The sequence below is a fragment of the Arthrobacter sp. Leaf69 genome, from assembly GCF_001422645.1.
GTDB lineage: Bacteria > Actinomycetota > Actinomycetes > Actinomycetales > Micrococcaceae > Arthrobacter.
The window spans coordinates 35291-49285 of sequence record NZ_LMLR01000015.1; the positions used below are offsets into that span (position 1 = coordinate 35291).

Annotated in this window: 13 protein-coding genes and 1 riboswitch; of the genes, 9 read left to right on the top strand and 4 right to left on the bottom strand. The window is 69.0% G+C overall.

The features are described 5' to 3' along the window. Positions 1-218: 218 nt before the first annotated feature. On the top strand, positions 219-1010 hold the full coding sequence (locus ASE96_RS16500) for a nitrilase-related carbon-nitrogen hydrolase (RefSeq protein WP_056432960.1): 792 nt from the start codon (positions 219-221) through the stop codon (positions 1008-1010). Here the strand turns inward: ASE96_RS16500 and ASE96_RS16505 are convergent. Beyond that, positions 989-2761, bottom strand: coding sequence for a PucR family transcriptional regulator (locus tag ASE96_RS16505; protein WP_056432964.1), 1773 nt, complete (start codon positions 2759-2761; stop codon positions 989-991). The two genes, ASE96_RS16500 and ASE96_RS16505, sit on opposite strands and share 22 nt — an antisense overlap. A gap of 109 nt (positions 2762-2870) precedes the next feature. Between ASE96_RS16505 and ASE96_RS16510 the strand changes: the two genes are divergently transcribed. Together ASE96_RS16510 and ASE96_RS16515 are read left to right on the top strand one after the other, a co-directional pair. Beyond that, entirely contained in the window at positions 2871-4406 is a 1536-nt protein-coding gene (locus ASE96_RS16510) for an amino acid permease (RefSeq protein ID WP_056432967.1), read from the top strand. Next, the gene (locus tag ASE96_RS16515) at positions 4403-6106 is read left to right on the top strand and encodes a flavin monoamine oxidase family protein (protein ID WP_200913079.1); all 1704 of its coding nucleotides are present in this window, start codon (positions 4403-4405) and stop codon (positions 6104-6106) included. The genes ASE96_RS16510 and ASE96_RS16515 overlap by 4 nt, the downstream gene beginning before the upstream one ends. Positions 6107-6120: 14 nt before the next feature. Here the strand turns inward: ASE96_RS16515 and ASE96_RS16520 are convergent, their stop codons facing one another. Further along, positions 6121-6639, bottom strand: a complete 519-nt coding sequence (locus tag ASE96_RS16520; RefSeq protein ID WP_056432970.1) for a gamma carbonic anhydrase family protein — start codon at positions 6637-6639, stop codon at positions 6121-6123. Positions 6640-6798: 159 nt separating this feature from the next. Here ASE96_RS16520 and ASE96_RS16525 point away from each other — a divergent pair, with 159 nt between their 5' ends. Continuing rightward, positions 6799-7071, top strand: coding sequence for a hypothetical protein (locus tag ASE96_RS16525; RefSeq protein WP_156367646.1), 273 nt, complete (start codon positions 6799-6801; stop codon positions 7069-7071). Positions 7072-7153: 82 nt separating this feature from the next. Here the strand turns inward: ASE96_RS16525 and ASE96_RS16530 are convergent, their stop codons facing one another. Both ASE96_RS16530 and purU read right to left on the bottom strand, forming a co-directional pair. Continuing rightward, entirely contained in the window at positions 7154-7579 is a 426-nt protein-coding gene (locus tag ASE96_RS16530; RefSeq protein WP_056432975.1) for a class I SAM-dependent methyltransferase, read from the bottom strand. Between the two features lie 40 nt (positions 7580-7619). Next, entirely contained in the window at positions 7620-8480 is an 861-nt protein-coding gene (gene purU, locus ASE96_RS16535) for a formyltetrahydrofolate deformylase (RefSeq protein ID WP_056432978.1), read from the bottom strand. A 72-nt stretch (positions 8481-8552) separates the two neighbouring features. Then, a riboswitch (ZMP/ZTP riboswitch) is annotated at positions 8553-8638 on the top strand. Between the two features lie 169 nt (positions 8639-8807). Here purU and glyA point away from each other — a divergent pair. From glyA to ASE96_RS16560, 5 genes are all read left to right on the top strand, one after another. Next, the gene (glyA, locus tag ASE96_RS16540) at positions 8808-10109 is read left to right on the top strand and encodes a serine hydroxymethyltransferase (RefSeq protein ID WP_056432981.1); all 1302 of its coding nucleotides are present in this window, start codon (positions 8808-8810) and stop codon (positions 10107-10109) included. Between the two features lie 4 nt (positions 10110-10113). Then, entirely contained in the window at positions 10114-11058 is a 945-nt protein-coding gene (locus tag ASE96_RS16545; RefSeq protein ID WP_056432984.1) for a bifunctional methylenetetrahydrofolate dehydrogenase/methenyltetrahydrofolate cyclohydrolase, read from the top strand. Between the two features lie 272 nt (positions 11059-11330). Next, positions 11331-12242 (top strand): ABC transporter ATP-binding protein, encoded by a 912-nt coding sequence (locus tag ASE96_RS16550; RefSeq protein ID WP_056433254.1) that lies wholly within the window; start codon positions 11331-11333, stop codon positions 12240-12242. Between the two features lie 40 nt (positions 12243-12282). Then, on the top strand, positions 12283-13131 hold the full coding sequence (locus ASE96_RS16555) for an ABC transporter permease (protein WP_156367651.1): 849 nt from the start codon (positions 12283-12285) through the stop codon (positions 13129-13131). Next, on the top strand, positions 13128-13976 hold the full coding sequence (locus tag ASE96_RS16560; RefSeq protein ID WP_056432987.1) for an ABC transporter permease: 849 nt from the start codon (positions 13128-13130) through the stop codon (positions 13974-13976). Before ASE96_RS16555 ends, ASE96_RS16560 begins: the two co-directional genes overlap by 4 nt. Positions 13977-13995 lie beyond the last annotated feature (19 nt).

The window sequence follows — 13995 nt, forward strand, 5'->3', positions numbered from 1 at the left end:
GCATGGCGGGTCGGGGGAGTCCGCCGGTGGGCCTCTGAGGGCCGGTGCGCGGGCTGGTGCCGCGGCTGCCGGGGCACCTGCCGGGCCCGGTGGGGCATTCCGCCCTGCTACCCGGACGGGCGGGCGGAAATGCACCGGGACGGCGATGCCGGCGGGTGGCTACGCTTGGGGAGCGAGAGTCCGCCGCCAAGGGCGGACCCCGGGATCCTGAGGTGGTAATGGTGCTGCTGGCCCTGATGCAGGCGAATGCCGCCGTACTGGATGTTGACGCCAATTGCGCCGCGGTGGATGCCGCCGCCGGCAAGGCTGCGGCGGCCGGCGCCCAGTTGCTCCTCACCCCGGAGCTCTTCCCGGTGGGGTATGCGCCCCTCCGGCTGCGGGCGGAGTTCGACCCGGCGGCGCTGCCTTCCCTCCGGCGCGCCCTGGCAGACGTGGCCCGCCGGAACGGCATTGCGCTGGTCTACAGCCTCCCCGCCGTCACCGCCGCGGGGGACTGGCAGATCACGGCCACCCTCGTCGATAAGGACGGCGACGAGCTTCTCAGCTATGCCAAGGTCCATCTCTTCGGGCCGGAGGAGCGCCAGGCCTTTGCCCCCGCAGGCGCCAGCCCCGGCGTCGTGGACTTCCACGGACTCAGGACCTCACTGGTGATCTGCTACGACGTGGAGTTCCCCGAGGCCGTCCGCGCCGCCGCGGTGCGCGGGGCCGAACTCTTGCTGGTGCCGACCGCCCTCGCGAAAGGATTCGACGCCGTGCCGCAGGTGCTGATCAGGGCGCGGGCGCTGGAGAACCATCTGACGGTGGCCTATGCCAACCACTGCGGGACGGAGGAGGGCTGCGACTTCCTGGGCGGCAGCGTCATCGCAGCCCCGGACGGCGGTCTCCTGGCCTCGGCCGGCACCGGAGCCGAACTGCTGTTCGCCGAGCTGCAGGAGCCGGGCGCGACCGGGCCCGAGGTCGCATACCTGGATGATCTCCGGCCGGAGATCTACCGTTCCTGGGGCGGCTGACCGGCGCCGGACTCCGGGGCCTCCGGCGCCGCCCGCATCCCGGGCAGTTCGTCCGTGTACTGCAGGGCAATCCAGAGCTCGGCCCGGGCCTGCGCGTGATTGAAATCCAGGTCCAGCAATTCCGCGAGAGTGCCGATCTGCCGGCGGATGCTGTTGCGGTGCAGGCCGGTGGCTTTGGCCGTGGCATCCCAGCTGCCGTTCGCGCCGAGCCAGGCACGGAGGATGCCGAGCAGGGCGTCCCGCCGTTCCGGTGCCAGCGCCAGCACGGGCGCCAGCAGCCGGGCGGTCAGCATGGCGCCGGCCTCCTTGCCGAGCAGCCCGGCCACGGACCACGTCACGTCATCAACCCGCACGCTGCGTCCGGTGGTCCCGACGCGGCCGCGAAGGGACCAGGCCCGCTGGTAGGCCTCCGCCAGACCGGAGAGCTCGGTGGCGCTCCCGACCACCAAGCGCCAGCCGAGCCGTTCCGCGGCGGCCAGCAGGGCGTCGTCGACCTTCAGCCGGGTGATGGTGGCAAAGCCGAAGTCGGTGATCTCCACCAGCTTGGTATCAAACATCCGGCGCCACTCCAGCAGCTCCCGCACGGGACTCTCGCCGGAGCGGCCGGCGCGGCCCGGTGCGGCGGCGGCGCCTGCCGGGACCGCGGTGGCTGCGGCGGCTGCCGGGGCGTCCGGCGCCCCTGCAGCCTGCGGGCGGATGCCCAGCACCACGCGCAGCTGGCCGGACCGGGTGGAGGAGACGCTCTGCGCCAGCAGGTCCTTGAGTCCGTTGAGTTGGCGGGTGCCTCCGGACGCCACGCTGTCCGGATGCAGCAGCAGCGCGGTGGCCAGCTGGCTGGGGGCCAGTGAGCCGCTGGTGCGCTGGCGCACCAGCAGTTCCAGCAGCCCGACGGCGGTGGAGACGACGCTGTTCTGGGCGGGGGTCAGCGGGGCGTCGGTGCCCAGGACCAGGGCGCCCAGGTTGGCGTCCCGGGTGCTGCGCAGGGGATACCCGAAGACCAGCGCCGAACCTGCCGTGCCAAACGAGTCCAGCTCCACCCGCGGGCCGCTGCCGGACAGCAGCCTTGCCAGCAGGGGCGCCAGCGCTGCCGCATCCGCGCCGGGCGTGGCGGGGGCTCCGGCTGCGCCGGCGGTTCCGCGGGCGCGCACCCGTCCGTCCGCGCCCACCAGGACTGCCCAGACCGGAACCCGCTGTACGAGGGCGGCCAGGAGCTCGTGCTCCGGCCGCGCCGACAACACTGCACGCATCAGCTGCCGGTTCGTGTCCGCGAGCTGCCGGAACGTCGCGGCGTTGTCCGATTCCAGCAACTGGGAGAACTCCAGGCCGACGGCGGCGAAGGGAACGGTTTTCGGGACGGCCACGAGGGTCAGGTTGTGGCGCCGGCAGGCCTGCACCACAGAATTGGGTACCGCGTCGAAGTACGGTTCCAGGCCGAAGCCCAGGGCGGAGACGCGCGCACGGACCAGCCGCCGCACGTAGGCGTCCACAAATTCTTCGGCGCCGCCCCCGCCCAGAAACGGCAGGCCGGCGGTGAGCAGGAACTCGCCGTCGAGCAAGTATGGGGTGGGATCCTCCAGCTCGCTCGGCTCCACCCAGCGCAGCCGTTCCGCCCCGTTGCCGCCGTCGTGCAGAACCGACAGGTCCGGCGGCAGCTGGCGCAGGAACTGCGCCAGGGTGACGAAACCCAGCCGCTCGGCGTCGTCAGCAGCCACGGCCGCCACGGGCGCCCGGGGCCGGGAGCTGCGGTGCATTAAGTCTCATGACTGAAGACTACAGGTCATTTTGCACAACCGTGAGAGCTGGCTCACAAGCCTAGGCTGGACGCGGGGAAAGACCACTACTGAAGAACGGACGTCAACGATGACTGTGCCAACTCTTATGGGAGAACGGCCACCGGTCACCACGGGCCGTCCCGGACTGACCGCGCAACTGCTTCGCCGCAAGCCGATCGGGCAACTCGTCAGCGAAGCCGAAACCGGCCACGGCGGCACGCGGCTGGTCCGCAGCTTCGGCGTGCTGCAGCTGACGATGATCAGCGTCGGTGCCACGCTCGGCACCGGTATCCTGGTCATCCTGGGTGAATCCGTGCCGCTGGCGGGCCCGGCCATCTGGATCTCCTTCGCGATCGCCGGGGTCGCTGCGCTGCTCTCCGCCGTCTCCTACGCCGAAATGGCCGGAATGGTGCCCGCGGCAGGGTCGAGCTACTCCTACACGTACGCGACCATGGGCGAAGGCATGGCCTGGATCTGCGGCTGGTGCCTGGTGCTCGAATACGCCGTCTCCGTCGCCGCCGTCGCCGTCGGGGCCGGCCAATATGTCAACGAAGCCCTCGCAGTCTTCGGCCTGGCGCTGCCGGACGCAATCTCGCAGCCGCCCGGGGACGGCGGCGTGCTGAACGTGCCGGCGATCGTGATCGTGGTCCTGGCCACGGCGCTGCTGGTCCGCGGCGCCAGGGAAAGCGCCTGGATCAACACGGCCATTGTGGTGATCAAGGTCGGCATCCTGGTGTTCTTCTGCGCCGTGGCCTTCACCGCGTTCAACGCCGCACACTTCGAACCGCTGCTGCCGATGGGAGCAGCCGGCGTCTCCGCCGCGGCCTCCCGGGTGTTCTTCTCCTACATCGGGTTCGATGCAGCCTCCACGGCCGGCGAGGAAGCCCGCAATCCGAAGCGCGACCTGCCCCGGGCCATCCTGCTTTCGATGCTGATCGTCACCACCATCTACGTGCTCGTCGCGGTCGCCGCGATCGGCGCGCGGCCCTGGGGCTGGTTCGACGGCACCGAAGCCGCCCTCGTGAAGATCCTGGAAGAGACCACCGGGCAGCCCTGGATTGCGCTGGTGTTCGCCGTCGGGGCCGTGCTGGCCATCGCCAGCATCGTGCTGACGGTCCTCTACGGCCAGACCCGCATCCTGCTGTCGATGTCACGGGACGGCATGGTGCCCAGAATCTTCGGCCGCGTCTCGCCCCGCACCGGCACTCCGGTGGCCGGGACCCTGATTGTGGGCACCGCCGTCGCCCTCACCGCGGGCCTCGTCCCGCTCGGTGCGCTGGCGGATGCCACCAGCATCGGCACGCTCTTCGCCTTCGCCCTGGTCAACGTCGCCGTCATCTACCTGCGGCGCCACCGGCCCGAACTCACGCGAAGCTTCCGCGTCCCGCTGTTTCCGCTGACCCCCATCCTGGGAGCCGCCATGTGCGGCTACCTCATGCTCAACCTGGGCGCCGACACGTGGGTGGTCTTTGGACTGTGGATGCTGGTGGGACTGGCCGTCTACTTCGGCTACGGCCGCAGGCACTCCAGGGTAGCGGCGCTCAGCCACGAGGAATACCGTGAATTATCCGCCGCAGCCCCGTCCGACCCCACACCCGAACCGATGAAAGCACACCACTCATGACAACCGCCACAGAATTCCCGGCCCCCGGACCGGCAGCGCCCGGCTCCGGCGACCGGGCCCCGATCACCATGCTGAATCCCGACTTCCCGTTCAGCTACGACCACTACCTGGCCCACCCGGACGGCCTGGGCACCGTCCCGGCCGGGCTGCACGGAACCGAAGTTGCCGTGGTCGGCGCAGGGCTCTCCGGACTGGTGGCGGCCCACGAGCTGATGAAACTGGGCCTGCGCCCGGTCCTCTACGAGGCGGACCAGATCGGCGGCCGGCTGCGGACCGCGAGCTTCCCCTCCGCCGCCGGCGTGGTCGCCGACCTCGGCGGGATGCGCTTCCCGGTGTCGGGCAAGGCGTTCTACCACTACGTCGAGCTGCTCGGTCTGGAAACCCAGGAGTTCCCGAACCCGCTGGCGGCGGCGACCTCCAGCACGGTGATCGAGCTCGCCGGGCAGAGGCACTACGCCCGCACCCCGGCGGACCTCCCGCCGTTCTTCCGGGAAGTCGCCGAGGCCTGGAAGGCCGCCGTCAACGACGGCGCCAAGTTCACCGAGATGCAGGACGCCATCCGCGCGCGGGACACCGCCCGGATCAAGGAGCTGTGGAACGGGCTGCTTCCCCTGCTGGATGAACAGACCTTCTACGGCTTCATCGCCGGCAGCGACTCGTTCAAGCAAGCCGGTTTCGCGCACCGCGAGGCGTTCGGCCAGGTGGGCTTCGGCACAGGCGGCTGGGACACGGACTTCCCCAACTCCATCCTCGAGATCCTGCGCGTCGTCTACACCGACGCCGACGACGCGCACCGGCTCATTGCCGGCGGGGCGCAACGGCTCCCGGAGGCACTCTGGCAGCACGCGCCGTCGGGCATGGCCCACTGGCCCGAGGGGACGTCGCTGGCGTCGCTGCACGCCGGTGCCCCGCGCGGCGCCGTGGACCGGATCGCCCGGGACGGCAGCGGCGACTTCCGCATCAGGGAGCGGTGGGGCCGCGAGGCTGCCTATCCGGCCGTGATCACCACCTGCCAGTCATGGCTGCTGTCGACACGGATCCACACCGAGGAAACCCTGTTCCCGGCAGAGCTGTGGACCGCGATCGAACGCTCCCACTACATGCAGTCGTCCAAGACCTTCGTGATGGTCGACCGGCCCTTCTGGAAGGACATCGATCCCGCGACGGGCCGCGAGGTCATGTCCATGACGCTGACCGACCGGCTGAACCGTGCCACGTACCTGCTGGACAACGGGCCGGACCAGCCCGCCGTCATCCTGCTCTCCTACACCTGGAACGACGACGCGCTGAAATGGCTGGCCCTGGACGCGGACCAGCGGGTGGAGCTGATGCTGCACTCGCTCGAGCAGATCTACCCGGGCGTGGACATCGCCGGCCACATCGTCGGCCAGCCCATCACCGTCTCGTGGGAAGCGGACCCCAACTTCATGGGGGCCTTCAAGGCCAACCTGCCGGGACACTACCGCTACCAGCAGCGCCTCTTCAGCCACTTCAAGCAGGACCGGCTCCCGGAGGAGCAGCGCGGGATCTTCCTGGCCGGCGACGACGTGTCGTTCACCGCCGGGTGGGCCGAGGGCGCGGTGACCACCGGACTGAACGCGGTCTGGGGCGTCGTCAACCACCTGGGCGGGGCCTCGGCGGCCGGGAACCCGGGGCCGGGCGATGTGCTGGACGAACTGGGCCCGATCTCGCTGGACTGAGTCTCCCAGCGTGCTTAGCCGTGCAGGTCGCGGTGCGCCCGGGCCAGCTCCCGGTAGTGCGCCGCGTTCTGCTGCACCCCGGCGAATTCCTCGTCGCTCAGCTCGCGCCGGACCTTGGCCGGCACGCCGGCCACCAGCGAGCGGGGCGGGACTACGGTTCCTTCCAGGACCACGGCGCCGGCCGCGACGAGCGACCCGGCGCCGATCACGGCACCGTTGAGGATGGTGGCGCTCATGCCGATCAGGCAGTCGTCCTCGACCGTGCAGCCGTGCACCACGGCGCTGTGCCCGACGCTGACCCGGGCGCCGACGGTGCAGGGGAAGCCGGGGTCCGCGTGCAGCACCACGTTGTCCTGCAGGTTGGTGCCGGCCCCCACGGTGATCGCGGCGGTGTCGGCCCGGACGGAGACGCCGTAGAAGGCGCTGGAGTCCTCGGCGAGGGTGGCCTTGCCGATCACCGAGGCGCTCGGTGCGATGAAGGCGGATTCGTGAACGGCCGGGGTGTCCCCGGCGAAAGCGTAAATGGGAGCCATGCCTCCAGCCTAGGACACGCCCCCGGCCCGTTGCGCTATCACTTGTGGTGGTTCTCCGGGCTGAGAACCACCAGAAGTGATGGGTCAACGGGGGTTGAACCGTGCCCGGAGCTGAGTAGGATCGGGCCATCAAATGCGCCGTCCGGGAGGTGGTCCGTGGTGACCGAGAACGTGTTCCTGCGAACGATGCGGCGGCTGGAGAACGCGGACCGCCTTGACCCGGCCGTCCGGGTTGCGGACCGCGCCACCCGGCGCGTCGGCGTCGTCCATGCCGCCGCCAACCTCGCCGCCACGCTCATCTTCCTGGCGTCCTGGGCCGCGCGGACCCGGGACCGGCACGGGTTGGGCGTGGGACTGGCCCGCGCAGGCGGAGCCCTGCTGATCATCGGCGGTTTCCTGGGCGGGTACATGGGCCGTGCGCGCCGCCCCTGAGCCCGTCCACCCACCGTTGAGCTATCACTTTTGGTCCCTTCCGGGCCCTCAGAACGACAACTACTGATAGGTCAGCGGGGGGTTAGGCGGGGGAGCGCAGGACTGTGAAGCCCGGTCCCTGGCCTGGTCCCTGTTCCGCAGAACCCGGCTCCGGGAGCACGACGGCGATCGGGGCGCCGGGCGCCGCCACCCGCTCGAGTTCGCGGACGACGTCGCCCCATTCCTCCGGCGGCAGGCCGGCCAAGGCGTCAACCGCCCATACGGATGGGAAGGCCGAATCGGCGAACGGCAACGACGGGGGGCCGGCCACCGAGGCTTCCAGCCCGTGGGCCCGGGCGGAATGGATGTGCTCCTCGGACCGGTCGACGCCGGTGAAATGGATGCCGGAGCGCACAAAGCGCAACCCGTCCTCGCCCTGGCCGCAGTCAAGGCCCAGCACACCGTTGCGGCCCTCGGATTTGAGCAGGGCCACAAATTCCGAGAGCGGGTCTTCCGGGGAAAGTGCCATACCCCTATTCAATGACCAGCGTCAGGTGAATACAACAGGGTCAGTTGAATACAACCGTCCGGTTTCCGTCGAGGAGGACCCGGTGCTCGGCATGCCACTGCACCGCCTGGGCCAGCGTGCGTCCCTCCACGTCGCGGCCCATCTGGACGAACTGCTCGGCCGTCCGCCGGTGGTCCACGCGGATGACTTCCTGCTCGATGATGGGGCCCTCATCCAGGGCCGCGGTCACGTAATGCGCGGTGGCGCCGATGAGCTTCACACCGCGGGCGTGCGCCTGGTGGTAGGGCTTGGCCCCCTTGAACGACGGCAGGAAGGAGTGGTGGATGTTGATGGCCTTGCCGGTCAGCTCCTGGCACAGGTCGTCGGAGATGATCTGCATGTAGCGGGCCAGGACCGTGAGCTCGACGTCGTGCTCGGCCATGAGTGCCCGGAGCTGGTCCTCGGCCTGGACTTTGGTTTCCGGGGTGACCGGGATGTGGTGGAAGGGGATGCCGTAGAACTCGGCCAGGCCCGCCAGGTCGCGGTGGTTGGACACGATGGCCGGGATCTCGATCGGCAGCGTGCCGGAGCGCTGCAGGAACAGCAGGTCGTTGAGGCAGTGCGCCGACGTGCTGGCCATCAGCAGGGTGCGGACCTTCCTGCCGGCCGGGTTGAGGCTCCACTGCATGCCGAACGCCTGGGCCACGGGCTCCAGGGCGGCCTGCAGCTCCAGCTGGGAGGCCGCCGTCGTGGCCTCGACGCGCATGAAGAAGGTGCCGGTGCTCTGGCTGCCGTACTGCTGTGAGTCGGTAATGTTGCACCCCGCGACGAGCAGGGCGCCGGCGACGGCGTGCACGATTCCGGGGCGGTCCGGGCAGGAGAGGGTGAGGATATAGGAAGCAGTCAGCTGGTGGTCAGTCACGGAGGATAGCCTACCCGCGGCGGCGCAGGGGCAGTGCGCAGGCTGTGGCCGGGAGCCCGGCCTGGGGTAGGCTGGAAGGGTCGCAACTGGCGTTGGGTGGCTAACCACCAGGGAGCGGCAATCACGAAGACCACGGATCGTACGCCTGGGCCGAGGGTCATGTTTTCCGGTCGGGAGCACCTGCTGCCGGTCCGCGTCGGTACCCCGCATACGGGTGCCGGTCCCTTGGCACGTCCCGTCTTCCGGGGCCGTAATCTAGGGGCGCCGCCGCGGACGAGCCGGTAACCTGACCTTAAGCAGTGCCCGTTGCCTAGCCAGGAGTTCCCCGTGACCACCTCTCTTAGCCTTTCGTCAGCCGCCGTGAGCAACCAGCCGCTGGCCGACCTCGATCCCGAAATCGCCGCCGTCCTTGCCCAGGAGCTGGGCCGCCAGCGCGGCACCCTGGAAATGATCGCCTCCGAGAACTTCGCCCCGCGCGCTGTAATGGAAGCCCAGGGCTCGGTCCTGACCAACAAGTACGCCGAGGGCTACCCCGGCCGCCGCTACTACGGCGGCTGCGAATACGTGGACATCGCCGAGCAGCTGGCGATCGACCGCGTGAAGGAGCTGTTCGGCGCCGAATACGCCAACGTCCAGCCGCACTCCGGCGCCCAGGCCAACGCCGCGGCCCTGTCCGCGATGATCAAGCCGGGCGAGAAGATCCTCGGCCTGTCCCTGGCCCACGGCGGGCACCTGACCCACGGCATGAAGCTGAACTTCTCCGGCAAGCTCTACGACGTTGCCGCCTACCAGGTCGAGGAAGGCAACTTCCGCATCGACATGGACAAGCTCCGCGAGCAGGCCATCGCCGAAAAGCCCCAGGTGATCATCGCCGGCTGGTCCGCCTACCCGCGCCACCTGGACTTCGCCGCGTTCCGCTCCATCGCCGACGAGGTCGGCGCCCTGCTCTGGACGGACATGGCGCACTTCGCCGGCCTCGTGGCCGCCGGACTGCACCCCAGCCCGGTCCCGCACTCCGACGTCGTTACCTCCACGGTGCACAAGACCCTTGCGGGGCCCCGCTCCGGCGTGATCCTGGCCAAGCAGGAGTGGGCCAAGAAGATCAACTCCAACGTCTTCCCGGGCCAGCAGGGCGGGCCGCTGATGCACGTCATCGCCGCCAAGGCCGTGGCGTTCAAGATCGCCGGTACGGAGGAATTCAAGGAGCGCCAGGAGCGCGTCCTGGAAGGCGCCCGGATCATCGCCGACCGCCTGAACCAGGCCGATGTGTCCGACGCCGGCGTGTCCGTCCTCACCGGCGGCACCGACGTGCACCTGGTCCTGGTGGACCTGCGCAACTCGCAGCTCGATGGCCAGCAGGCCGAAGACCTCCTGCACTCGGTGGGCATCACGGTCAACCGCAACGCCGTCCCGTTCGACCCTCGCCCGCCGATGGTCACCTCGGGCCTGCGCATCGGCACCCCCGCCCTGGCCACCCGGGGCTTCGGCGCCGAGGAGTTCACCGAGGTCGCGGAGATTATCGCCACAGCGCTGAAGGCCGGCTCCGCCACGGACGTGGAGGCGCTCCAGTCCCGTGTGGACAAGCTCGCCGCCGACTTCCCGCTGTACCCGCAGCACGAGCAGTGGTAAGCGGATGACAACGGAGACCACAAGCATCCCCGCAAACACCGCCCGGATCCTTGACGGCAAAGCCACCGCCGCGACGATCAAGGCCGAACTGACCGAACGGGTCGCCGTCCTCAAGGCCCAGGGCATCGTTCCGGGCCTCGGCACCATCCTGGTGGGCTCCGACCCGGGCAGCACCTGGTACGTGGGCGGCAAGCACAAGGACTGCGCCGAGGTTGGCATCACGTCCATCCGCCGGGACCTGCCGGAGGACACCACCCAGGAGGAGCTGCTGGCCGTGGTCCGGGAGCTCAACGACAACCCGGAATGCACCGGCTACATCGTCCAGCTCCCGCTGCCCAAGCACATCGACCAGGACGTCATCCTGGAGGCCATGGACCCCGAGAAGGACGCCGACGGCCTGCACCCGATGAATCTCGGCCGGCTGGTGGCCAACGTCGGCGGCCCCATGAAGTCCCCACTGCCCTGCACCCCGAAGGGCTGCGTGGAACTGCTCACCCGGCACGGCATCGACCTCAACGGAAAGCGTGTGCTGGTGGTGGGCCGCGGCGTCACCATCGGCCGACCGGTGGGACTGCTGCTTACCCGCAAGGACGTCAACGCCACGGTCATCCTGGCCCACACCGGCACCGTCGACCTGCCTGCCGAACTCCGGCAGGCCGACGTCGTGATCGCCGCGGCCGGCCAGCCGCACATGATCAAGGCGGCGGACCTCAAGCCGGGCGCCATTGTGCTCGACGTCGGCGTCAGCCGCGTCGAGGACGGCTCCGGCAAGGCCGTGGTCACCGGAGACGTGGACCCCGCGGCGGCCGATGTCGCCGCCTGGCTCTCCCCGAATCCCGGCGGAGTGGGCCCCATGACCCGCGCCATGCTGCTGGCCAACGTGGTGGAAACCGCGGAACGGCACGCTGCCGCAGGCAGTAGAGAAAGCAGCAGCTCCGGCCACGCCTAGTCTCGGAGACGGAACGATCGACCCCAGGGCGCCGCCTCCTTCGAAGGAGGCGGCGCCCTGGACGTTTGAGCCCGGGAGATAACGGAACGGCAAACGTCTGGATTTTTTACGAAAAGACTCTTTCATAGTTCGGCTGTTTCCATTACCGTGTTCGGGTGCCTGAACTCGCCTCAAAGCAAACCCCACCCTCGGAAGCCTCCCAAAAGGACGCCACCCAAAGCCGTCCCTCAAGTGCCGGCAGCCCCTCCGCTACCGGCGCTCCGCAGTACGTCATCACTGCCGAAAACCTGACCAAGCGCTACGGGGATGTCGCCGCCGTCGACGGTATCTCCTTCTCCGTGCCCGCCGGCGAGGCGTTCGGCCTGCTCGGCCCGAACGGCGCCGGCAAGTCCACCACCATGAAGATGATCGGCGGGGTGTCCCAGCGGACCTCCGGAAACCTCACCATCATGGGCCTGGACCCGGACCAGAACGGCCCGGAGGTCCGCGCGCACCTTGGCGTCGTCCCGCAGCAGGACAACCTGGACGAGGAGCTCAAGGTCCGGGACAACCTGCTGGTCTACGGCCGCTACTTCGGCCTGCCCATGAGCTACCTCAAGCCCAAGGCCGATGAGCTGCTGGAGTTCGCCCAGCTCACGGACAAGGCCAAATCCAAGGTCGATGCGCTCTCCGGCGGCATGAAGCGCCGGCTCACCATCGCGCGCTCCCTCATCAACGAACCGCGGATCCTGCTGCTGGACGAGCCCACCACCGGGCTGGACCCGCAGGCCCGGCACATCCTCTGGGACCGGCTCTTCCGGCTCAAGGAGCAGGGCGTCACCCTGATCCTCACCACCCACTACATGGACGAGGCCGAGCAGCTCTGCGACCGCCTGATTGTGGTGGACAAGGGCAAGATCATGGCCGAGGGCTCGCCCGCCAGCCTGATCCGCGAGTACTCCACCCGTGAAGTCCTGGAACTGCGCTTCGGCTCGGAACGCAACGCCACCGTCGGCGCCGAACTCGAAGGGATCGGCGAACGGCTGGAAACCCTGCCGGACCGCGTCCTGATCTACGCGCACGACGGCGAGGCCGCCCTCGAAGAGGTCTCCGCCCGCGGACTGCGCCCGGTGACCTCGCTGGTGCGCAGGTCCTCGCTCGAGGACGTCTTCCTGCGCCTGACCGGCAGGAGCCTCGTTGACTAAGAAGGCAGAGCTGACGAAGAAGGCAGAGCTGACTCACTCAATTCCGGCCGGCACGACGGCGGTGCCCGCCCTCCGCGCGCATTCGCCGGAGGTCTCCGCGGCGAAGGCCCGGAAGTGGGGCGCGTTCTACTACGCCGAGCAGGTCCTGCGCGTGATGAAGGGCTACGGCTGGACCATCGTGATGTACGGCGTCGGGCAGCCAGTCGCCTACCTCTTTGCGATGGGCGTCGGGCTCGCCACCCTCGTGGACACTAACAGCACGGCGGCGTTCGGCGGGGTCAGCTACCTGGTGTTCATCGCGCCGGCGCTGCTGATCTCGGCCGCCGTGATGACCGCCGCGAACGAGTTCACCTTCCCGGTGATGGACGGTTTCAAATGGCGCCGGGTCTACTACGGACCGCACGCCTCCCCGTTGACGCCGGAGCAGATCGCGCTCGGACAGATCATCGCCGTCACGGTGCGCCTGCTGCTGCAGTCCGCCATCTACTTCGGCGTGGTGGCGTTGTTCGGCGCGTCCCCGAGCCCCTGGGGCTGGGCCTCCGTCCTGGTCGCCACCCTTGCCGGGCTGTCCTTCGGCCTGCCGCTGATGGCCTATGCGGCTTCCATCAAGGAGGACAAGGGCCAGTTCGCCATGGTGATGCGCTTCATCGTGATGCCGTTGTTCCTGTTTTCCGGGACCTTCTTCCCGCTGGACACCCTTCCCCTCGCCGTGCGCTGGATCGGCTGGATCTCCCCGATCTGGCACGGAACGGAGCTGGGCCGGGTGCTTAGCTACGGCTACGAGGAGCCCCCGCTGCTGACCATCGCGCACGTTGTGTTCCTGCTGGCGCTGTGCGTCGTCGGCTGGGTCCTGACCAAACGCCAGTTCGTCAAAAGGATGGGCGGATGAGCGCCATCACCACCGGCCCGGGGCCGGGGAACACCAGCGTCACCGAGGCGGCCCGCAACCGGCACTTCGGGTCGCTCTACTCCCGCAACGTCCGCGCCGTCGTAGCCCGCGGGCTGATGGCCACCAAGAGCAGCAACTGGATGGTGATGCTCTCGGGCTTCTTCGAGCCGGTGCTGTACCTGATCTCGATGGGCGTGGGCCTGGGCGCGATCGTCGGCTCGGTGCAGGGGCCCGGCGGCGGGGAAATCTCCTACGCGGCGTACATCGCCCCGGCCCTGCTGGCCGTGTCCGCGATGAACGGCGCGGTCTACGATTCCACCTGGAACGTGTTCTTCAAGATGAACTTCGCCAAGCTGTACCAGGGCATGCTGTACACCTCACTGGGCCCGCTGGACGTCGCCATGGGGGAGATTTTCCTGGCCCTGCTCCGCGGCCTGATGTACGCTACAGGATTCACCGCGGTGATGGGCCTGATGGGGCTGATCACCACACCGTGGGCCATCCTGATGATCCCGGCCGCGGTGCTGATCGCCTTCGGCTTCGCGAGTTTCGGCATGGGCATCACCAGCTACATGAAGACGTTCCAGCAGATGGACTGGATCAACTTCGTGATGCTGCCGATGTTCCTCTTCAGCGCCACGTTCTACCCGCTCAGCGTCTACCCGCAGTCCATCCAGTGGCTCATCCAGGCCATGCCGCTCTGGCACGGCGTGGAGCTGCTGCGGCAGATCAGCGTGGGAGTCTTCACCCCGGCCACCGCAGTGCATATTGGCTACTACCTCGTGATGATTGCCCTCGGCGTCCTGCTCACCACCGGCCGCCTGCGCAAGCTGTTCCTCAAGTAGGCATCCTTCGAAATAAGGA

Bases quoted from the DNA above. Each gene is read 5' to 3' on its own strand.
- ASE96_RS16500 (WP_056432960.1), top strand. From the start codon at position 219: ATGGTGCTGCTGGCCCTGATGCAGGCGAATGCCGCCGTACTGGATGTT.
- ASE96_RS16505 (WP_056432964.1), bottom strand. From the start codon at position 2,761: ATGCACCGCAGCTCCCGGCCCCGGGCGCCCGTGGCGGCCGTGGCTGCT.
- ASE96_RS16510 (WP_056432967.1), top strand. From the start codon at position 2,871: ATGACTGTGCCAACTCTTATGGGAGAACGGCCACCGGTCACCACGGGC.
- ASE96_RS16515 (WP_200913079.1), top strand. From the start codon at position 4,403: ATGACAACCGCCACAGAATTCCCGGCCCCCGGACCGGCAGCGCCCGGC.
- ASE96_RS16520 (WP_056432970.1), bottom strand. From the start codon at position 6,639: ATGGCTCCCATTTACGCTTTCGCCGGGGACACCCCGGCCGTTCACGAA.
- ASE96_RS16530 (WP_056432975.1), bottom strand. From the start codon at position 7,579: ATGGCACTTTCCCCGGAAGACCCGCTCTCGGAATTTGTGGCCCTGCTC.
- ASE96_RS16545 (WP_056432984.1), top strand. From the start codon at position 10,114: ATGACAACGGAGACCACAAGCATCCCCGCAAACACCGCCCGGATCCTT.
- ASE96_RS16560 (WP_056432987.1), top strand. From the start codon at position 13,128: ATGAGCGCCATCACCACCGGCCCGGGGCCGGGGAACACCAGCGTCACC.